A 19,376-nucleotide genomic window follows, 5' to 3' on the forward strand; every position below is an offset into this window, starting at 1 on the left:
AGGTTTGCCAGATAGAGTTTCCATAATGAGAATCGCTGCACTTTAATTACAGCTTCACCCATCATTTATTTATGGAATATCAATAGATCTGCTCTGTGCAGCATAATTCCGTGAAGAATTATAGTCTTACACTCTATTTTTAATAGTGCAAAACTTCAGCAGCATAAAGCTTTTTCCTAAACACAGATGTAAAACTCAGAACTTTTCCGGTACTAGTAAGTTAGATAAACAAGAGCCTACCAGCTTGAAGCCTTTTCGTACAAAACAGGAAAAAGCTTAAGAACAAGCAAACTCTACACTACTAATACTTCTAAGCAGGAGCATGCAGCAGAGTTAGGAGTATTCATTTGTTGGCTTAGAGATACCACTCGGAGTTTGGTAGCAACTAAACCCTGCAGCCTGATTTTACTCTAATTTTTAGAAGTGCAGCTATTTCTGCTTGATTTTGTTTGACTACTATTTCACGACCTCGGCTTCTAATTTGTCTCACTTTTGTAGAGGTGGAATTGTTGAGCAAGTTACTTAATCCTGCTTGGTGGAACTGGGTCGTTTTTCTGGTGGCATTGCTAGAGCTTTACTGCAACGCTCTACATGCCATTGCCATCTAGGTAGACCAGAACCGGGAACACTGGTATCGCGGTAATGATAGCCGACTCTGAATAGATGTCGCCGTCGCAGCTTGCGTAGTTGCTCGGCAGAAATGCCTAAGACTTGAGCGGCTGCTTGAGTCATCAGCCACTCGGATTCCGGCTTGAGTTGCTGGCGTATTGAAGCAGAGTCTGGCACTAACTTCAATTCTGACTCTGCTATCCAAACTTCCTCGGCGATCGCTTCAAGGGGTAGAAATTCTGCATCGAATTGAATGGAGTAATACCACTGGAAATTGTGGGTGAACTTCAGTCCAATAATACGTCCAGTTTTGCGGGACCATACTCCTTGGGTATCTTCTCCAGACCATTTCACGCGTTCGCCGAAATGAAACTGGGGTTGGGTGAACTCGTCGCGTTTAGGAATGGCGATCAACCAGGCATGATCCTGCTCGATCGCGAGGGTTGAAGGGGGTGTCATGGTAGAAATCCTTGAATAGTTGTGAGTTGGCTGAGCTTTCCGGGTGTAGAGCTTGGAAAGCTAGGCGTAATGGACAAAAGTTTGGGTGCTTCTGGAACATACCAAGATGAACATTGAAAACGATTTCAGGTACTGCAATTCGCAAGTAGGCTGCCCAGTCTTTATCTCCCTAGGGAGAGCTTGATCTGCCGCCTTTTTCTTTTCAGGTGGAAGTGGTAAGAATTGAAGCCCGAAGGTTCGGGGTTGTAAGCGCCAGCTATGTATTTAGTAATTAGAGGGGGTTACAACATGGGAGGCAGCTAAGTTTGACAGCTCTCGTCTCAGATGCCGTCGATCTAGGATGCGTTGTATCGTGTCCCAAGCCTCTGAGACAATCCACACCGATCGCTTTTGGTTTCTGCCTTGACGGCGAGCGGCAGTTTGAATGCCGAGCTGCAATAGAAGTCGTCGGAAGATCCAGAGATTATTGGCCTGCTCGGGGTCGTCGGGGATCTTAAACCCCAACCAGCGCTTCACATCCTGAGCATAGCGACGAGCGATCGCGCCTAGGGGTTCTAAGTCTTCATTCGTCCATTCTTGGCCAGGGACTAGAAATGGGAGTAATCCCAGTAGCACCCGAGCCACTCGTTCTCCTTCTGCGGTCGGTAGGTCAGGTATCCATAACCCCTGCTTCCACACACTTTGCTTGGCGATCGCCTCTGTGGTTTTTTGGCTGGCTAGGACTGGATAGAGCAGCATCTCCAAGCGGGCAATTTGACCTCGGCGTTTACCCCTCTCATCAAATGTCACTAGTTCTGTAGTGACCGCTTCTAAAGGGACCGCATAAAAGTCGGCCAATCGCGCTTTTTCGAGCGCGCGTTTTTCTTCCAGGCTCAAGACTTCTTTGGCTTCCAAGGCCAGCCGCTCTGGGGGGCTTAATGTTGGAGCCGATGCAATTGCTTGGTATTCTAGGGCACGATTGTGCTGTTTGGCTTCCTGCACCCGTTGCTTGATTGGTTGCATCGGTTCTGCGGCGATCGCTTCTACAGTATTACCTTCATAGAGAAGTCGGGCCTGCAACTGATCCCGTAAACGCCACATAGCTCGATTGAGGCTAGCAGTGGTATCTGCCCACAAGTTCAAGTGGGGGTTTTGCTCCCAATCTACTTCAGCATCCAGAACGGGAATTAAATCTGGATGCAAACTGGAGCGAATTAAGGCTGCTTCTTGGTCAAACTTCGTCTTCAGCGATCGCTTGATCTGCCAGGGGTACTCGCTGCGGTCCACCTCAGAGAAGTTCTTGCCTTGAGCGGCACACCAGACGATGCGAGGAATCGGAGCACGGACGCGACTGAGGGCTTGAGCCGCATCCGCATCTGGAATCGTGCCAAAGAAGACGCCATAGACAACCGCAAAGTGATCGACTTCAATACTCACCCCAGTCGCCATCGAGGGCGTGGCAATCACCACATCGTAATGAGGAGCTTGCTCGTTAATATGGCGGACAAATTCAACTGCTTCCTCATTCCCAGAGGTATCGCTGGTAATTTTGATGCGGCGCTTCTCAGGCGGGAGCATGGCGGCGATCGCATCTGCGTAGTCTTTGGAATCGGTCTGTAGCAGTACGGTTTTACCTGCTTGAATATCCTCTAGCAGTTGAGCCGTGATGGCAGAGTCATTAGGGCAATGCAGAAACTGAACCGGATAGCCTGGAGGTTGGTAGTGGTTACAGATCAAGTTCACGCCACTGTCCTCCCCTCGGAGTTGTTGCAGGTACTTCAGAGTTGAGTCATTCAGGTCGGCGTCAGCTACGACAACTCGGTGAGCCACACGCATCAGCCAGTGCAATCGAGCTAGGAGAGCGGGGCGTTTGCCATCTTTACGGCAGGTATTCGAAGTTAACAGATGAGTTAGAACTTGGCAGACTTCATCGATGACGAGGTCACAACCAATAAACTGATTGGGGTCGATGGAGAGCAGCGAATCGACACAGAGCCCTAAGCGCTGAGTCGTGCCTTTCCCCTGAGCATCAATCCATTGTCCATTGGCTTTATCCGCATCACTTTTCCAGGTCAGTCCCATGCGTTCTGCTAGCGATCGCCCCAAGCAGCGGCGGTGGGTTAGGAGCAGAACTTTGCGGGAATCAGCCACGAGTTGTGCCATCAGCTTAGTTTTGCCTGTACCTTTGCTGGAGCAGATAGCGAGGATGCCAGCATTAAGTTGATGGGCAGGACTGGCATCAGAAGATGCAAGGGCCGGGAACTGAAGTTGGGACAAGTCAGGAGCGTTGAGAACTAAGCTGGGAGAGTAAGTCAGCTGTTGCCGCTGTTGCTGCACCCACTGCCAGTGGCTAAGAGAGGCGGCTTGGGAGTAGAGGATTTGAAATGCGCCAGCACCCTGAGCGACTACGAAGTCATCCACCCCTTTTTCAGGTCCAGGCAAGCAGATGACTTGTACCTCGCAACCTTGTTGCTCAAGTAGCTTGCCCGTTTTGAGGATGGCGAGATTGACGTTCTTGATGGTTTTGGGTTTGCGGTCGTGGTCGAAGCAGAAGTAAAAGCGGCGACCGGGGACAGCAAATAGAGCGAGTTCTGGGATTAAGGACTCGGCCCAGATTTGACCCGCTTCATTGCGCTGGACGCGCCGACCGTTGAAGATGCCGGGTAGGGCGATCGCCACGTAGCCATTGCTGAGTAAACAAGCCGCTTTTTTAGCCCCCTCGACCAGAATGATCGGGATGGTGGGATGCTCTAGCACCCACTGCCAAAACCCTGAGGCGGTTTCAGATGCAACGACTTGAGCATCTTCCCCATCCCCCATCTCAGTGGGAGCCACTCCATAGCGAGTTGCGACTTCTAGCCAGAGGCGCGGAGGCAGGTTGAGGAAGAAAGCGCGAGTCGGCAGTTTCGGCGGATGCTCGTACTTAATGACCTTGGACTTCTCTAAGTCGATGCGGGGACGATTGGGTTTGAAGCAGCCCCAGAGCATGGGCTGCCAATCATCCAGTGGGTCTAGGCCATTACACCACCAACCGCCAAACTCGACATGAGCGTACTGCCGCATCAGCCGCGTGACGAGCCGTCCAGAGTTAGTGCGCTCAAGTTGCGGAGAGTAACAAAGATAGTCGTAAGGAGTTTCCCCCCTTAAACTCCGGACGTTCCTAGCAATCAGTTCGGGGTCAACCCCACTCTTGAGCCACTCTTGCCAATGTGAGGGTTGGATATGAGCCGAAGGCCCATCCTGAGGTGCTTCCCCAGGCTGAGTCCTCAGCAAAACTTGAGTATTCACGATAAAGCTCCCTAATCCTTACTAAGTAAGGGATAGAGAGTTATGCGCTATAGGAACAACAACCTTAACTGAGGCTGAAGCTGCTGAAATTTCAAAGCGGAATTTATGTAAATTCCAATTGAATTCCGTGACAAATCGAGTTAATATAGGCGCATAACGATGTGGGCGACCTAACTGCAGCCGCCAAGCATACAAGTTAGAGTCCCCTCTATCCCTAAAAACAACCAATTCAGCCTTGTGACCCCTTCTGTTCCACCAGTTGGGGTTTTTGGCTTCTAGGACGACCTAGAACATAGCCATCACCTCAATTGCGATCCCGACCGAGAAAAACTGAGAATGCATCGAGTCCACTCTCTCCTGTGCTAGTGATTTTCGATGATGGTAGTTTACCTGATCTGCCCCGCGATCGCCCCTAATTTCAACGGAAAGAAAGAAAAACGGGCCTTCTAAAGACTGGACGAACTCAGCCATCCTCCCGTTCTGATGAAGTGAAGGTGAAAAAGAACAGTTGCTTTAAGCCGAGTTTGATGCGCTCCAGCGTCCTTAGGAGAGCTAGAAACTCCTCAACGATGAGGTGGCGGTACTCATCTCTCAACGCTTGAGTGTGAAGTTGAAGTTGTAGAGAAGGAGGTTATAGGCATCGAGGCCAGCATCATAGCAATTGTGAGCTGTGAACCTGGTAAGGCCTTTATCCAAGTCTGCTTTTGCTCGAGTTGGTAAACTGTGGCTTCATTCCAGCTTTGAAGCTCCAGGGTTGTACAACTGCCCCATTGAGGGTTCTAAGACATTTCCGTACTTCGTAGGCCTTTTGCCTGAGTGCAGCTAGCTTCATTGCCTTGACCTCAGAGCTAGTGTCATCAGGATACCTCTAGCTAGAAGCTGAGACGAGAGGCCGTGACTGTTCTCATGAATACAGCATACAGTAATCCAATGCAAACTGCATCACATTAATGAACATGAAGTTGAGGTACAACCAGTAGGCTAAGCTGTGGGTAATAGATTTAGGCTAACCAGTATTGTGGCAGATCGAGTAACGGTAGACATTGAAGGACTCAGAGAGCGAATTGACGAGGCGTACTCGGATAATCCGCTGTGGACCGAGCTGTCTCTAGCGCAAAAGCTGAGGCGACTGCTTCTAGATGGATTAGAGAAGGTGGAAAGCGATCGCGCCCCTCAACCTCCAGCTAAGCCTTCAACGAAGTCCCGCAAATCAAACAATCCAGCGTGAAGCTTGTTGCGTGTTTAAAGAGTATCTCATCAGATTTTTGCTCCAAATAAGTTAAAACCTGATTACTTCAGAATTCTAAAACAGAACTCTGATGCCTGCATTGAACAGGGCTCATGAATCTATATAAAATTTGCATTCTTCCGCTACAAAGGGTTCTGAACTAAAGTTCGAATAAATTATCGTTTAGTTCTAATGCTTTTTGTCTGACGGGAAACGTTTCCCCTCGCCTTCTTCTGGCATACTTTTGACTTAAACTTGTTTTGTTGTTCTTAATCCCTTCATGCCCACCATCGCCGTCGTAAATCAGAAAGGGGGAGCAGGGAAGTCTACGATCGCTGTTCACCTAGCTCGCTGGCTTCAGCGTCAGAAGAAGTCAATTTTCCTTGTAGATGCAGACGGGCAAAAAACCTCTTCTATTTGGTTGGAATCCTTAGAATATGAGATCCCTTTCCAGGTTCTACAAGATCCTAATGAATTGCTGGAACAGTTGCCAAAGCTGGTTAAGGAACATGAATGGCTATTGGTAGATGGTCCTGCCACGCTCAGTGAAACAACCAGGGCTCTTCTTCTGTGGGCTGATTTAGCATTGATTCCTTGTCAGCCAGCTGGTGTTGATCTAGCCAGTGCTTCTGATACTGTACGCCTTGTTCGGCAAGCAAAAGCAATTCGAGGTGGATTACCGAAATCCGCACTATTCCTTAACAAGGCGATTAAAGGAACCAAGTTAAAGGATGAGGCATTTGCTGTTTTGCAACAGGTTCAAGATGTCAACTTGCTTCAAACAATCATTCATCAACGTCAGGTTATTACAGATTCTTTTGGTCAAGGTGCAACTGTTTTCGACATGACTGGAACTCCAGCAGGAACAGCACGGCGTGAGTTAGAAAGTTTATTTAAGCAGGCGATGGAGGTCATGAATGACTAAAGAACGCAAGACCCTGAGCGATTCAGTCATCCAACGATTCATGACTAATCCTGGCAGTGTCGAGGTAGATCAAGCCGCTAATACCGTTTCTCTAACTGCTATTAGGCTACCTACTAAACGGCAACCTCGTCGATACTTTGATGCTGAAAAGATGGCTCAGCTGGTAGCGTCTGTAAGAGAACATGGAGTTTTAGAGCCAGTTTTGGTTCGTCCACTAGGAGATGGTAACTACGAACTTATAGCTGGGGAGCGTCGTTTAAGAGCAGCCCAAGAAGTTGGACTAACTCAAGTACCGATTGTCTCCAGAGAATTTTCTGACCAGGAAGCTCTCCAAGTTGCGTTGATGGAGAATTTGCAACGAGATGATCTCAACCCGATTGAGGAAACAGAAGCTGTTCTAGAGCTGCTAGCGATCGCCCTTGATGGAAATGTAGATGAGGTGAAGTCAGTCATCTATCAAGCAGCCAACGCAAAAAATCGCGGGCACGAGTTGAAGATAAACGTTTCCCTTCAGTTGGAAAAAATTGAATCCTACTTAGCTGAATTGGGACGATTTAACCTCGAATCTTTCCGTAGCAGTCGATTGCCACTACTCAACCTGCCATCTCACATTCTCGATGCTCTACGTGAAGGAAAGTTAGAGTACACTAAAGCCCGCACGATCGCTCGTGTAAAAGATGAACAGCATCAGCATGAGTTGCTAGAGCAGGCGATCGCTCAAGGTCTCTCACTAAACGAGATTAAGGCAAAAATCAAAGAATTCAAGACAGGTTCAGAGCCAGAGGTAATGCCTGAGCGAGCCTTAGTGGGTCGTATGACAGAAATCACCAAGCGACTAAAAAAGAGTAAAGCTTGGAACGAGCGTAAGAAGCGCGAGCGGATTAATAAGCTACTGGATGAGTTGGAACGTCTCACCGGAGAGGATTAGGAGGGTAGCTTAGCCTCCCTTAAAAATATTGACTATGCCTAAACAAACTTCTCTTTTTCCTGACAGTTACGACGAGTTTTTTCGACATCTAAAGGAGCGAATTCGGTCTACTCAGGTCAAGGCAGCTTTAGCAGTTAACCGAGAATTGGTGCTGCTCTACTGGCAAATTGGACGAGAAATTCTTCAGCGTCAACAGAAAGAAGGCTGGGGAGCAAAAGTTGTTGAGCGGCTTGCTAGAGACTTGCGCCTAGAATTTCCCGACATGGCTGGGTTCTCACGCACAAACCTGCTTTATATGAGGGCTTTTGCTGAAGCTTACCCAGATGAGCAATTTGTCCACCAAGCTGGTGGACAAATTCCTTGGAAGCATAACTGTGCAGTATTGGACAAAGTAAAAGATTCAGAGCAGCGGATTTGGTACATCCAGAAGACGATTGAGAATAGTTGGAGCCGGAACGTTCTAGTCCACCAAATTGAGAGCGATCTGTATAGTCGTCAAGGTGGCGCATTAACAAATTTCCAAGAGGTACTTCCTTCCCCACAATCTGATCTTGCTCAAAGTCTTTTGAAGTCAGAATACAATCTTGAATTTCTTGATTTGCGTGAAAAAGCTCTTGAGCGCGATTTAGAGCGTGCCTTGCTTGAACACATGCAAAAGTTTTTGCTTGAGCTAGGTGTTGGCTTCGCTTTCGTGGGGAGCCAATATCGACTTGAAGTTGAGGGGGATGAGTTTTTTGTGGATCTCCTCTTCTATCATCTTGCTCTCAGTTGTTTTGTGGTAATCGAGTTAAAAACGACTGATTTCAAGCCTGAGTACTCGGGACAAATTAACTTCTATGTAAATGTGATCGACAGTAAGTTACGCCGTCCTACCGATAATCCAACAATTGGGATAATCCTTTGTCGTTCTAGGAAAAAGTCTGTTGTTGAATATGCACTTCGTGGCATGAGTCAGCCGATAAGCGTTTCGACGTATCGAACCACGGCTGCATTACCTGACGAGTTTAAGACAAAGCTGCCTTCTATCGAAGACCTGCAGCATGAAATTGAGGTTGTGGCTGCTGTGGTTGAGGAATTTGGTCAAGGCATGGAAGCTTAGTCCATGTTCACCCCACGAACGTAGAGGCAACTTGCTCCACCTATATTTGGCTTGAGTACCAAAGCGGTTTACCCTCGCCCAAGTATGACTAGGCTGAGATACTTATCCTGCGTATCCCAGCGGAATGCCGTTAGAAGCTGATGTGAAGCCTGCTGCGAAATTGGGCACATTAGGCTTGTAATTTGTCCTGCGCAGATGGAGAGGGAAGACGAAATAATTCAGATGAGTTACGACTTTGATCAGGCAGCGATCGCGGCCATTGGATCAGCGCCGGATAGTGCTTGAGCTAGGTCATTAGAACCCCAGACTTTACCGCGATAGTGCTTAACAGCAACGTCTTTGCCAGTGGTAATTTTGTTCACTGTCAGAGGGTTGGTGTCGCTCAAAACTTCAGAGTCGCCGTTCAGGTCTTGAAAGAACGGCATATTGACGGTGTTGCCGCCACCTTGAGCTAGGTTGGTGAGTTCATCTGAGGTTCGAATAATTCCAGATTGGAATAAGGCGCTCTTCTCCCTTGTTCTCTCCTCCATGAACGGGGTCCAAATCTCAGGGACCAAAATGTCTGCAATTTTTGTGGATGCCATTGAAAAGTCTCTACCGTGAGGGAATGATGTTGCTCTTGCTTCCCCTTGGCATTGCCTGCGGGGGGTGCCCATTAGGCTCTGTGCCATCATTCCCACCCTTTAGAACAGCGGTATTTGACAGTAGCTTGCTTCAGTCTTACCGAGCAGTTTGAGGATTTCTAACCAGCGCTCTTGATCAAAGAACGGTTGCTTCATGAACCATTCGCGAGGGTCATGATTTTTCTTAGAGGAATTGCAGGTATGACAGGCGATGACTAGATTTCCTAAGCAATCTGGTCCCCCACTAAAGATAGGGATGAAGCGGTCTAGTGTTAGCCTCTCTTCAGATTCACAGTAGGCACAACGCTGATGAAAGACGATGAGTAATTCATTGACTTGAGCTGAGCTGTACTCATGATTGTGAACGCCCTTCTTACGTGCTCGACGCCTGAATTTTGCTTTCCGATCGTAGAGCTTACCTTGAGGAGTCTTTAGATAGCGCCTTTGCCAGTTTCGGTTATAACGCTTGCCTTCCTCGGTCGCATTAAACGCTCTTTGCGTTGCGTTGCGTTGCGTTGGTCTCTATTAGCAATGTGGTACTGTTTCCATTGCTCTGCTTTCCGTTCTTTGTTTGCTTCCCGATAAGCTTCTATTTTGTCCTTATTGGCTTCTCGATAGGCTTTGCCAAGCGCTCGCACTTTATCCGGGTTTGCTTCTCTCCACGCCTTTGAGCGTCGATTACTTTCCTCTTTATTGGCTTCGTAATTAGCTTTTTTACACGCTTTCTCACACTCCACGCAGTTCCCATAACCATTACTGCGCTTTGCTCTCAGGCTTTTTCCTGTCTCCTGCCAGTTATGCCTTCTTCTGCAAAGTCCTCCAAGATAAAACTTATTAGGGTCAAATTCCAAGGGATCTAAGTTATTCACAATGACTCCTTACTTGCCAAAACTTGGAACATTTCAGGCAATCGCCCCTACTTACCTTTTCGAGACATGTGAATCACGTCTGTCACCATAAACAGGGCCATAACAATCCCTCCCCCATAGCCAACATTCCTGAGGTTGTCGTTTTGTAGATACTTGCCACCAAGCAAGCAGCTAGCAGCAAAAGCCCAGAGGGCCAAGGCGGTCGCGGCTCTTTGAAGTTCTGTCATTGCTTACTCCTAATGTGAACTGGTCATAATCTTTAGTTGCGATCGCCCCCTCATCACCTATTCCTGAGCCAGAGCGATCGCCCGTTCAAAATTCGCAAATTGCGGAATATGGGGATTGAAGGATCGCCTCTCATTCAAATTCCGAAAAGTTCGGATTTTGAGCTTTTCCCAATTGGGGAAACTACAACCCAACAAATTCAGCACAATTTAACGCCGCAATCTGCCTCACCATCTCAACTCTCGCCGCAATCTTTGCCACAGAATACTGATTGCGGGTTAGCTCTAGTTGAACCATCGCCTTGGCCTTAGCTGCAATCAGTTGACCGAGGTTGTGGAGTGCTCCCTGGTAGTCAGCATCAGCGTGGAGTAGATCGAAACGTGCGGCTTTACGTTGCGGGTCGTTCTTGAAGTCGCCGAAGGCAATTTGAGAATCAACTCTGCTCTCTATTGCGGTGATCACTCGCTTGGTTTGGTTGATTTGAAATTCCAGATCATTAACGAGAGTTGAAGCTTGAGCGATCGCTTGGGGATATTCGTTAAGGTTCATGGTTGAATGCTTCCGTAGGGGAGTGTGTACCGGGGTTAGGTTGGCTGCGGTTCACCAATACCAGAGGCCAGCAAGACGACCAGTAAAACAAAGGCGATCGCGGCTTGGTATCGCTGTTCTAAGTTCATCAATTAAGAAGATTGATCGCGTAAGAGTACGGTTGAAGTGCCATCTCAGTTCGCTGTAACGTAAGTGAACGCATTTCCTTGTTAGAGCGATCGCTGCATTTGTAGGGCAAGGCACGATCGCTTTTTCTTGAGAGGGGGAGTCATTCTTCGGAGCTGCTGGAAGGCTGTTAAAGTTCCAGGACAGCTGGGCATTATTTAATACAACTGATGAATTGTGTAGTGAAGATCTAGAGCGATCGCCCCTCTTGGTAGATGCAGGAGCGATCGTTTTTTTGTGGCTCTTAAGCAAGAGTGGCTGTTCTCTGAAGAGACTGTGGCGGTACTGATCCAAGTCCATAATCTTTCGGGGTAACGTGAGCAAGGAAAGTTATTTCCAACAGACAATGCGATCGCCCCTTCCGCATACAAAGGAGCGATCGTTTTTTATTTAGAACGGGTGGCTATTCTCTTGAACTGCTGAGCGATCGCTTGGGGTGTCCTGATTTAATTCCATAACAGTTGGGTATTATTTAATACAACTGAGTTGTGAAGTGAAGATCCAGACAGCGATCGCTTCTCTGGTAGAGCAAGGAGCGATCGTTTTTTTGTGGCTATTTAGAGGCGGTAGCTGTTCTCTAGAGCGATCGCGCTGGGGTACTGATTTAATTCCATAACTTTGCTGATTGAATGAAAGAGCATTATTGAGAAGCAGTTGCGATCGCCCCTCCGGGTAGATGAAGGAGTGATCGTTTTTTTGAACCATTCTCCTGAGCAGCTATAGCGATCGCGTGAGGGTACGGATGAAGTGCCATCGTGGTTTGCTGTAATGTAAGAGCAGAAATTACTGATTTCTCTGTAAGTTAATGAAGTGCGATCGCCCCTCCGGGTAGATGGAGGAGCGATCGCTTTTCATTTAGAAGGGACAGCCATCTTCTGGAGTCCAGGTCTCAGAGATTTTCCAGCACGAGTCGAAGTGGTTACGGATGATCCAAGTAACGAAGGCGAAGCGATCGTTGTTGGTTACGAGGTCAACTAGGCGCTCATTGCCCACGAGCGTGCCACTGAAGTTCTGAGCAAGGTTAAGTCCCTCTACTTTGCCGTCTGGCAGGGAGTCGGAACTTGCACGACTGAACAAGTTGCAGAATTCTATGAAATCTCACCAGACACCGTTCGCTCCGTCGTCAAAGTCAAATCTCACAGAGACGAGTTTGATTCAGACGGACTGAAACTATTGCGGAGCAAGGAATTGAAGGGCGTTCGGTCAATCCTCAACCTAACCCCTGATACCCCTCAAGCCCTCGTCTGGACTCCTCGTGCTGCTCTGCGCTTAGGCATGCTGCTACGTGACTCTGCCATTGCTAAAGCAGTGAGGACATCTTTATTAGATGTCGTTGAGCGGGTACTTCCTGCCTTAACTGCCACTTATGAAGCCCCCGCTCTCACCTCACCGGATCGCTTCACTCTCCTCAAGGAAGCAGTTGAGATTGACAACCAGCTCGGCGGCTTCGATGACCGTTAGAAGATGCTGCTGAAAGATCAGCTCATGAACCTGCTGATGAAAGAGCGGTTACTGCCTGAAGGTTCATCTGTATCAGTCTTGCCTGCCGATCCTGTAGCAGAACCTCAAGGGCGGATAGAGGTGCCCATCTCAGACCGCTGCCTCGACCTCGGCTACAACCCCAACACCAAGCAACTGCTTAGAATCGGCCAAGTTGCTGCTGCTTTTTATCGTGCTCGTCACGGTCGCCCTCCTCAGAAGCGAGAACAATTCGTCGGGGGCACCACTCGCATGGTCAATGTCTACACCGCAGATGACCTCAGCATTCTCGACTCTGCCATTCATTCTGTGATAGGGGACTGAGCCATGCAACTCAAACTCACTCGTGTTGGGGGTTGGGTCAACCCCTTCTGTTGCCCTATCTGCGATCAGCGCTACCCGCTGCAACCGTTTAGCATCATCGCCACTCTCTACAGTGACTCTGGCGTGGGCTGGGGTGAAGTCTGCCCCCGCTGCTACAGCCTCAGCGCTGAACAGATTCGCCACAAGCTGATTCACAAAGCTCAGCTCGAAACCCGCATTGCTCAACAAACCGCAGCACTTGCTCAAGAGCCAGTCCACAAGCCCAGCCTCGAACAAGAGTTCCAGCTATACCGGGAGCACAGCCATGACTAACGATGCCATCGAGTTTCCTTATCGTGGTTGGTTGATTCGCGTCACCTTCGACGCAGCAGGCTGGACTGCCCAGGCCAAGCATCCTAGAGGCAAGAACTTTGCCACCATCCAGAGTTCTTATGCCTTTGCGGCTGATGCGATTCAAGCGGCTGTGAACTTCGTCACTTGGGCCAATCCCAGCCGTGCTATGCAGCAACTGCTCATCGAGCTGCGAGACAACCAGCACTTAGAACCAACAGGAATACCAGCACCTGTACGTGTCCTTCGAGAAGGGCATGCAGCACTTATTTCCTCTCAAAACTAAGCCCCTACAGGAGTATGAGTCATGACTACCGCCACAACTCTGATTCAGCCCAAGTATCTCCACTTCTACAGCCTCGTCTACAAAGCGCATTACCTCTGCCCTGTGGTGGCTCCAGGTGGCTTCACCTTTGAAGTGCTCACCTCAGAAGGCGAGTTCATGAGCAATGACATCTGCTACCCCTCGGTTGAGGCAGCAATCGAAGCAGGTAAGCGCTTCATGGACCGCTGGCTCTCCAACCTCGTCATCGGCTTGATGTATGACGAACTCTATGACCAAGGCCACATCGACCAGAAAGAATACCGTCGTCTGAGTGACTCAATGGGAGAGGTGGCCTGATGCATCAACTTCACCAAAACCAGAAGCTAAAATCTCGCCTACTGCCTCTGTCGGCAGACCTACCGCTACCCAAGTATCAGTTTGGGCAACAGGTGCAGTGGGGAGAGCAAGGCCCAAACTACGGCATCATTATCATTCGCGGCTTGCAATACTTCACCCCTCGCATGTCTGAGGCGATGTCCAACAGCCTCGACTGGGTGGGCTGGTCCTACGTGGTCGAGGTAGACCCCAACAGTCCGACGAGTAGCGGCATCGAAGACGTAAAGGAAGCAGACCTAGAACTGCGGGAGGTGCAGCTACAATGAGCACCTCCCCTAATCTCACTTACCTCAAGCTCTGCAAAGAGTACGTCCAAATTACCCAGCGCAACTACTGCGCCGCTAAAATCCTCGCCATCATCGAAGGCTGGCAGCAGTGGAAAGCGAAGCACAAGCTCGATGATTGGGTACGCCTCACCCTAGAGCAAATCCGAGAGCACCTGTTTGAGGAGTACAGCATCGAAACGATCCGCCAAGCACTCGCCAAGCTGACCAACAAACTACACCTGCTCAAGCGGCGAAATAATCCAAAAGCCAAGTACGATCGCGCCTACCAGTACCAGCTCAACCGGGAGGCCATTGAACAAGCACTAGCCTAAAAACAGGCCAAAACCCTGGCTCCATCCCATTTCACAAATCTAGGAGATGACCTCCAAGAATCAGAGCCATCAACTCCAAGTTCAGAGGTCATCAACTCCCAAACCAGTAGTGATCATATAGAAATAGATTCCACTCTAGACACCTCAATAGACACCACAACAACGGAGCCCCCCACTCTCCCTGTTGTTGTGGATGAGGTGGAAGTTTCCAAACCAGTAAGCGCTCCCCTACCTGTCGAGTCTCAACCCGTTCTAAAAGCATCTGGGTCAGAAGTGGAACAGGTTGCAGAGGACGCTGATTCCGCCGCTCAAACCGCGATTTTTGAAAAAATTGAACAAGCGGGATTTCCGCTGACCTCGCCTTTGAAGGCTGAAGTTTTAGCGGCCCCGCTTGAAGTAGTGAGTGATGCTCTGGCTGCTGCGATCGAGTATCGAGACAGGCATGAGGTTAAGAACCCGATCGGCTTGCTTAGGGATGCAATTAGTCAGTGCTGGAAACCCGGGGGAAGCGAGCATCCGAAGGCAACCAAAGGCGCAGAACCAGGCTTCAAAGAATGGTTTGACCTGGCTCATAGGCTGAGATTGGTTACAGCTAGCCAATTGATTGAGGGGGAGCAATACATCCTGACCAATGACGACGAGTGGGAGCCTTGGGGCTTTATTGCTGCTGCGTTTCCGATCGCGCGATTGAGACAAATGCTGAGATGGGATTGAGAAAGCTTCAAGCCAAGGAAATTTGCAACGACGTATGGAAACGGTAGTACAAGAGTTGAAGCAGGGAAAAGCGGCATGCTAGAAGTTGTTCGAAGTACGAGATATCAGTTAGATGTGGAAATTAGAGTGGACGAATGAATCACCAGATCCATACCATGTTTCTCTAATTCAGCAAGGAGCCAATACTTGGAATAACTGGCGAAGACAAAACCCAGAAATAATACCTAATTTTCACAAAGCCAGCCTTAGTAACTTTAATCTTACTGGAATGGCTCTTGGCAGAGCTGAATTTAAGGAGGCCACGCTTGAAGGGGCCAACCTTCGGAGCGCTTACCTTCAAAGAGCCATTTTTTCTAAAGCAAATCTTAAGGGAGCTGATCTTAGTGGAGCTGACTTAAGTGATGTTGATTTTGGAGAGGCTGATCTTAGTGGAGCTGACCTTAGTAGAGCAAGACTTGGCGGTGCTATTTTAACCAAAGCTAAGCTAGTTGGCACTAAGTTTATTGGTGCGATTCTCGATGAAGTCAAGCTATATGAGGCTGATCTCAGTGAAGCTACTCTTTGTAGAGCTACAGCCCGCAAGTCCAATTTTAATCAAGCAAATCTAAGCGGAGCTGATCTTAGTCAAGCCTTGCTGCCAAGTAATGAGTTCAATGGTGCCAATCTTAGCAAGGCTAATCTGAGCGATGCGGTTCTTAGTAGCTCCAACCTTAGCAAAGCTAACTTATCAGAAGCGTCATTAGAACGAGCAAACCTTACTATAGCTCTAGCCTTAGGGACAAATTTCAACAAAGCAAAATTTACAGGTGCATGCCTTAAAGATTGGCACATTAACAGACATACCCAGCTAGAAGAAATTATATGTGACTATGTCTATTTTCATGACTCTCAACAGGATCGTCGTCCCTATAGCAGAAACTTTGCTCCAGGGGAGTTTACAGAACTTTTACGAAAAAGCCAAGAAACCCTTGAACTGATCTTTTTAAATGGGATTGAATGGTCTGCTTTTCTCACTTCCCTTAGAAATTTGCAAGTTGAGAGTGAAGGGAACGAACCATCTGTTGAGGCAATTGAGAAGAAAAATAATGATGCCTTTGTTGTGCGAGTTAAAGTTCTTCCCAATGCCGACAAAGAAATAATTGAGAAGCGGTTTTATGATGAGTACGCTATTGCACTTAAATCTATAGATGAAAAATATCAATACCAACTGAAAGCTCAAAATGAGCAGATACAGTTCTACCGGGAGAAAAGTGCAGATTTAACAGAAATTGTTAAATTACTGGCTAGTAGACCTATTAATATCGAAGCAACTGCTATAGCGGAGAGTAATTCTATGTCAGAGGCATCTAAGTATGACCAGCGTGGTGCTCAAATTGGCAACTTCGCTGATACCGTTCAGGATAATGCTCGACTTCAAGCTATTCAACATAATCATGCTTCAGAACAAAAACACGATTCTGTGGAAGTAAGAGATATGGTCAATATGCTTAGTGAATTAGAGCAAATAATTCATGCTGCAAAGTTACCAGCAAGCACTGAAGAGGAAGCAACTGCTTACTTGAAAGTTGCCAAAAAGGAAACAGAAAAAGAGATGCCGAACAAAGATCGGCTGAAGAGTAATCTTGAGGGTTTAGCTGAAGTACTAGAAAAAAGCAGCAAAACTGTAGATGCGGGCAAGAATCTCTACGAAAAAGCGGTGCCTGTCTTTGCAAAAATAGCACCTTGGTTGGGAGTGGCAGTTAGTCACTTTTTCGGATAGCAACTATAAACTTCTCGCAACCCGATCACCCACCCTACCGAACACTCAGCCCAAATCAGAAATTTTCTGACTCTCAAAGCTTGGCCTAGGTTCTGCGTCACAGAGCGATCGCTCAGGCTAAATGCTTGAGTTTGCGTGTATTCTTTTATGGGCATCACATCCTTTCTAACGAAAGCTTTACAAAGAGTCTGGCAGTTGACAATCGTATATACTAGCTTGCTCAATTTGACCTGCGGTTAATCCTACAACGCCCTCAAAGTTAACCCGCCTAAGTATTGCGTCACTAAAATTAGCTCCTGCAAGGAAAGCATTTTTGAAATTAGTCTTCAAAAGCTTTGCTCTCTGAAAATTGGCTACTTCAAGGCTTGCATCTTCAAAATTTGTTTTTGTAAGCAACGCTCCTTCAAAGCTCACCCTTACAGGAGACGAGCCTTGAAAATCAGCACTCTCAAGGTTTGCTTCATTAAAGTTAGCTCCAGAAATATATGCATCTTGAAACTGAGCTTTTAACAAGTTTGCCTTTTCAAGGTTAGCTTGCAAAAGTGATGCTCCTTGAAAATTTGTTTCTTTACCGATTACGTTTTGCAACCCTGCATCTATTAAATTTGCATTCTTAAAATTAGAGTTAGTTAAAACTGCAAACTGCAAATCGGCTTTTATAAGTGTTGACGCTTGGAGATTTGCTTCCTGTAAATTCACTCCTCGGAGATTGAACATGGTTAAGTTTGCCCATCTAAGATCGGTAGCAACTAGATCTAAGCGATAGTCTTCACCTTCTTTATAAGACTTTCCACGACGACCAAGAACCGTTAGAGCGGCCTGAATATCTATTGGGATTTTGTTTTTTTCCGCTTCCTCTTTCTGAGGAGGCCAAGGAGCCTTCTCGCGAATAAAAGCAGTCAAAATTTCCATCACCTGCCAGTAGTCTTTATCAGAATCTCTAGCAATTCGCTCCAGTGCGTGAATTCCTCCGAGACGGATTGTAAGGCTGTTATGCCCTAGGTGTTCAATGGCTTTACCAAATCGCTCGGTAACTTGCTTTTCTTCTGTAGCTCTAAGATTCTTTTGTCCGACTTCAAGATTTTGCTGTGCAATTTGAAAGTTTTGCCATGTGAAAAACAGGCCTGCAATGAAAGCAGCCCCACCTACAGCCTGAATTAATGTAGTTAAAGTTTGGGTAAGCGTGGTACGAATAGCATTCTCGCTATCAAGACGCTCCTTAGGGGTCAACACAGCCGAATTTATCTCCTGTTGAGGGATGTGCCACCAAAAGATAAATATAAAGCTCACTAGGACAAAGAGCGCTGCTAGTGTAGCTAAGACTAAAAGCTTATGCTTATTACGATTCAGGCAACGGTCTATAGAAACCATCAAAAAACGTGACAAGGATTTAGACCACCATGTTTCAATACTGAGGCGGACTTTGCCTTGAAGGGTAACAAGGTTAAACTTTAGCTTTCGCACATGAGTTCTTAACAAAATTTTTGAAGCTTTAATTCTCATGCTAAAGCTAGCCATTGAAGTGCAGATATAGACTTCACCAGGGAGCCTTAGAAATCCTGATTTCTGAGGTAGCAAGGGAATTAGACTCAGCAGTACCCAATTGATAGAGATATAAGTCCTAAGAACTTATTCCTATAGCTATTACTCTCGTCCCAACTTTTGAATTGGCCCCTTTTGACTCAAACCCTACCTACATGGGATCAAGGCCCAAAAAGCCCAATTCAAACCAATTCAAAAATCCGATCGCCCGCTCTACCAAGCACCCAGCACCTAGCTCACTCACGAAAACCACCCCAACCAGTACTAACAACGGTACTTCAAGGGATCTTCATGGAGCCATAAGGGCACCTTAGGGGTAAGGCGATCGCACTGCTGAGGGGGCTTAATCAGTGGCGCGATCGAAACTTGCGTGCTGGCAGTAGAACGGATTTTTGATTGGGGGTTGGACTTGAAGCCAGGTCAGGCAATGCCAGTCGCAGTAGAGCCAGTGGCTGAGGAGAAGCCAGTTAAAGAGAAGCGATCGTGGAAAGCTAGGAGTAAATAGCTATGGATAAGACCACAATCGCTCTTGCTGCCCAAGCAATGGGTACAACCGAAGTCAAGCTAAATGAGCGCTTGAAAGCTGGGCGGGTCATGAGTGAACAGTTTCTTCCTGAATTTGGGAAGCAATTGCAGTCTGAGTTCGGCGAAAGACTAGGAGAAGCGATCGCGAAAACCTAAAAGCAAATAGCCGGCAGCTACACACAGCCACAGAGCAGGGTTTTGGCCCTGCTTTTTTCCGTCAGTTTGACCGATTGAGAATTTGCGATCACAACCATAGAGTCGGCCTCTCGTCCTAAGTGATGTCTCAATTGATGTTGCAGTTGATCCTGAATCTCAATCCTTGCTGCTTTACACCATTTACAAATACTTCCTTACCTACATAAATACTGGGATTGCTATCAAACTTGTTGGACAGGACTTACGCAGAGACAGACATAAACTAGAGGCATGAGCTTCACCAAACTGGATTACTGCCAGTACTTACTAAGCAGTCCGATTAACTACACGATGACGAACTTG

At 47.5% G+C, this 19,376-nt stretch carries 25 protein-coding genes; 15 read left to right on the forward strand and 10 right to left on the reverse strand.

Translation table 11 applies throughout. The annotated features are described in order from the left end of the window. Nucleotides 1–522 precede the first annotated feature (522 nt). Together H6F90_RS30645 and H6F90_RS12095 are read right to left on the reverse strand one after the other, a co-directional pair. Complete coding sequence (locus H6F90_RS30645) at nucleotides 523–1,068, reverse strand: hypothetical protein (RefSeq protein WP_242024436.1); 546 nt, start codon at nucleotides 1,066–1,068, stop codon at nucleotides 523–525. Nucleotides 1,069–1,332: 264 nt separating this feature from the next. Continuing rightward, complete coding sequence (locus H6F90_RS12095; protein ID WP_190552718.1) at nucleotides 1,333–4,335, reverse strand: plasmid replication protein, CyRepA1 family; 3,003 nt, start codon at nucleotides 4,333–4,335, stop codon at nucleotides 1,333–1,335. A gap of 1,018 nt (nucleotides 4,336–5,353) precedes the next feature. Here H6F90_RS12095 and H6F90_RS12100 point away from each other — a divergent pair. The 4 genes from H6F90_RS12100 to H6F90_RS12115 all read left to right on the forward strand — a co-directional run bounded on the left by H6F90_RS12100 (nucleotide 5,354) and on the right by H6F90_RS12115 (nucleotide 8,515). Then, entirely contained in the window at nucleotides 5,354–5,563 is a 210-nt protein-coding gene (locus H6F90_RS12100) for a hypothetical protein (protein WP_190552719.1), read from the forward strand. Between the two features lie 280 nt (nucleotides 5,564–5,843). Next, the gene (locus H6F90_RS12105; protein ID WP_190552720.1) at nucleotides 5,844–6,488 is read left to right on the forward strand and encodes an AAA family ATPase; all 645 of its coding nucleotides are present in this window, start codon (nucleotides 5,844–5,846) and stop codon (nucleotides 6,486–6,488) included. Next, a complete protein-coding gene (locus H6F90_RS12110) occupies nucleotides 6,481–7,416 on the forward strand; it encodes a ParB/RepB/Spo0J family partition protein (protein WP_190552721.1) in 936 nt (311 codons plus the stop codon). The genes H6F90_RS12105 and H6F90_RS12110 overlap by 8 nt, the downstream gene beginning before the upstream one ends. A 34-nt stretch (nucleotides 7,417–7,450) precedes the next feature. Continuing rightward, on the forward strand, nucleotides 7,451–8,515 hold the full coding sequence (locus tag H6F90_RS12115; protein WP_190552722.1) for a YhcG family protein: 1,065 nt from the start codon (nucleotides 7,451–7,453) through the stop codon (nucleotides 8,513–8,515). A gap of 239 nt (nucleotides 8,516–8,754) precedes the next feature. Here H6F90_RS12115 and H6F90_RS12120 read toward each other — a convergent pair whose 3' ends face one another. From H6F90_RS12120 to H6F90_RS12145, 6 genes are all read right to left on the reverse strand, one after another. Next, nucleotides 8,755–9,099, reverse strand: coding sequence for a hypothetical protein (locus tag H6F90_RS12120; RefSeq protein WP_190552723.1), 345 nt, complete (start codon nucleotides 9,097–9,099; stop codon nucleotides 8,755–8,757). A gap of 99 nt (nucleotides 9,100–9,198) precedes the next feature. Next, nucleotides 9,199–9,459, reverse strand: coding sequence for an HNH endonuclease (locus tag H6F90_RS31515; RefSeq protein ID WP_190552744.1), 261 nt, complete (start codon nucleotides 9,457–9,459; stop codon nucleotides 9,199–9,201). Nucleotides 9,460–9,569: 110 nt separating this feature from the next. Then, nucleotides 9,570–10,007, reverse strand: coding sequence for a hypothetical protein (locus H6F90_RS12130; protein WP_190552724.1), 438 nt, complete (start codon nucleotides 10,005–10,007; stop codon nucleotides 9,570–9,572). A gap of 47 nt (nucleotides 10,008–10,054) precedes the next feature. Next, nucleotides 10,055–10,234 (reverse strand): hypothetical protein, encoded by a 180-nt coding sequence (locus H6F90_RS12135; RefSeq protein WP_190552725.1) that lies wholly within the window; start codon nucleotides 10,232–10,234, stop codon nucleotides 10,055–10,057. A gap of 181 nt (nucleotides 10,235–10,415) precedes the next feature. Next, on the reverse strand, nucleotides 10,416–10,781 hold the full coding sequence (locus H6F90_RS12140) for a hypothetical protein (RefSeq protein WP_190552726.1): 366 nt from the start codon (nucleotides 10,779–10,781) through the stop codon (nucleotides 10,416–10,418). Between the two features lie 633 nt (nucleotides 10,782–11,414). Then, nucleotides 11,415–11,651, reverse strand: a complete 237-nt coding sequence (locus H6F90_RS12145; RefSeq protein WP_190552727.1) for a hypothetical protein — start codon at nucleotides 11,649–11,651, stop codon at nucleotides 11,415–11,417. Between the two features lie 105 nt (nucleotides 11,652–11,756). On the opposite strand from H6F90_RS12145, the gene H6F90_RS12150 reads away from it, so the two are divergent. The 10 genes from H6F90_RS12150 to H6F90_RS12195 all read left to right on the forward strand — a co-directional run bounded on the left by H6F90_RS12150 (nucleotide 11,757) and on the right by H6F90_RS12195 (nucleotide 16,811). Then, complete coding sequence (locus H6F90_RS12150; RefSeq protein WP_190552728.1) at nucleotides 11,757–11,924, forward strand: hypothetical protein; 168 nt, start codon at nucleotides 11,757–11,759, stop codon at nucleotides 11,922–11,924. 210 nt (nucleotides 11,925–12,134) lie between these two features. Then, nucleotides 12,135–12,407 (forward strand): hypothetical protein, encoded by a 273-nt coding sequence (locus H6F90_RS12155; RefSeq protein WP_190552729.1) that lies wholly within the window; start codon nucleotides 12,135–12,137, stop codon nucleotides 12,405–12,407. Between the two features lie 3 nt (nucleotides 12,408–12,410). Beyond that, nucleotides 12,411–12,749: a hypothetical protein gene (locus tag H6F90_RS12160; RefSeq protein WP_190552730.1), complete on the forward strand. Its 339-nt coding sequence runs from the start codon at nucleotides 12,411–12,413 to the stop codon at nucleotides 12,747–12,749. A 3-nt stretch (nucleotides 12,750–12,752) separates the two neighbouring features. After that, on the forward strand, nucleotides 12,753–13,061 hold the full coding sequence (locus H6F90_RS12165; RefSeq protein ID WP_190552731.1) for a hypothetical protein: 309 nt from the start codon (nucleotides 12,753–12,755) through the stop codon (nucleotides 13,059–13,061). Next, nucleotides 13,054–13,365: a hypothetical protein gene (locus H6F90_RS12170; protein ID WP_190552732.1), complete on the forward strand. Its 312-nt coding sequence runs from the start codon at nucleotides 13,054–13,056 to the stop codon at nucleotides 13,363–13,365. Before H6F90_RS12165 ends, H6F90_RS12170 begins: the two co-directional genes overlap by 8 nt. Before the next feature lie 21 nt (nucleotides 13,366–13,386). Then, nucleotides 13,387–13,701: a hypothetical protein gene (locus tag H6F90_RS12175; RefSeq protein WP_190552733.1), complete on the forward strand. Its 315-nt coding sequence runs from the start codon at nucleotides 13,387–13,389 to the stop codon at nucleotides 13,699–13,701. Further along, entirely contained in the window at nucleotides 13,701–14,006 is a 306-nt protein-coding gene (locus H6F90_RS12180) for a hypothetical protein (protein WP_190552734.1), read from the forward strand. Before H6F90_RS12175 ends, H6F90_RS12180 begins: the two co-directional genes overlap by 1 nt. Continuing rightward, on the forward strand, nucleotides 14,003–14,338 hold the full coding sequence (locus tag H6F90_RS12185; RefSeq protein ID WP_190552735.1) for a hypothetical protein: 336 nt from the start codon (nucleotides 14,003–14,005) through the stop codon (nucleotides 14,336–14,338). The genes H6F90_RS12180 and H6F90_RS12185 overlap by 4 nt, the downstream gene beginning before the upstream one ends. 189 nt (nucleotides 14,339–14,527) lie before the next feature. Continuing rightward, nucleotides 14,528–15,052 (forward strand): hypothetical protein, encoded by a 525-nt coding sequence (locus H6F90_RS12190; protein ID WP_190552736.1) that lies wholly within the window; start codon nucleotides 14,528–14,530, stop codon nucleotides 15,050–15,052. Between the two features lie 112 nt (nucleotides 15,053–15,164). After that, complete coding sequence (locus tag H6F90_RS12195) at nucleotides 15,165–16,811, forward strand: pentapeptide repeat-containing protein (RefSeq protein ID WP_190552737.1); 1,647 nt, start codon at nucleotides 15,165–15,167, stop codon at nucleotides 16,809–16,811. Here the strand turns inward: H6F90_RS12195 and H6F90_RS12200 are convergent. Further along, a complete protein-coding gene (locus H6F90_RS12200) occupies nucleotides 16,796–16,966 on the reverse strand; it encodes a hypothetical protein (RefSeq protein ID WP_190552738.1) in 171 nt (56 codons plus the stop codon). The two genes, H6F90_RS12195 and H6F90_RS12200, sit on opposite strands and share 16 nt — an antisense overlap. Nucleotides 16,967–16,988: 22 nt before the next feature. Continuing rightward, nucleotides 16,989–18,329 carry a pentapeptide repeat-containing protein gene (locus H6F90_RS12205; protein WP_190552739.1) on the reverse strand — a complete coding sequence of 447 codons (1,341 nt, stop codon included), beginning with the start codon at nucleotides 18,327–18,329 and terminating at the stop codon, nucleotides 16,989–16,991. A 531-nt stretch (nucleotides 18,330–18,860) separates the two neighbouring features. On the opposite strand from H6F90_RS12205, the gene H6F90_RS12210 reads away from it, so the two are divergent. Beyond that, entirely contained in the window at nucleotides 18,861–19,034 is a 174-nt protein-coding gene (locus H6F90_RS12210) for a hypothetical protein (RefSeq protein ID WP_190552740.1), read from the forward strand. Nucleotides 19,035–19,376: the final 342 nt, after the last annotated feature.

It is taken from the genome of Trichocoleus sp. FACHB-591 (assembly GCF_014695845.1).
GTDB lineage: Bacteria > Cyanobacteriota > Cyanobacteriia > FACHB-46 > FACHB-46 > Trichocoleus.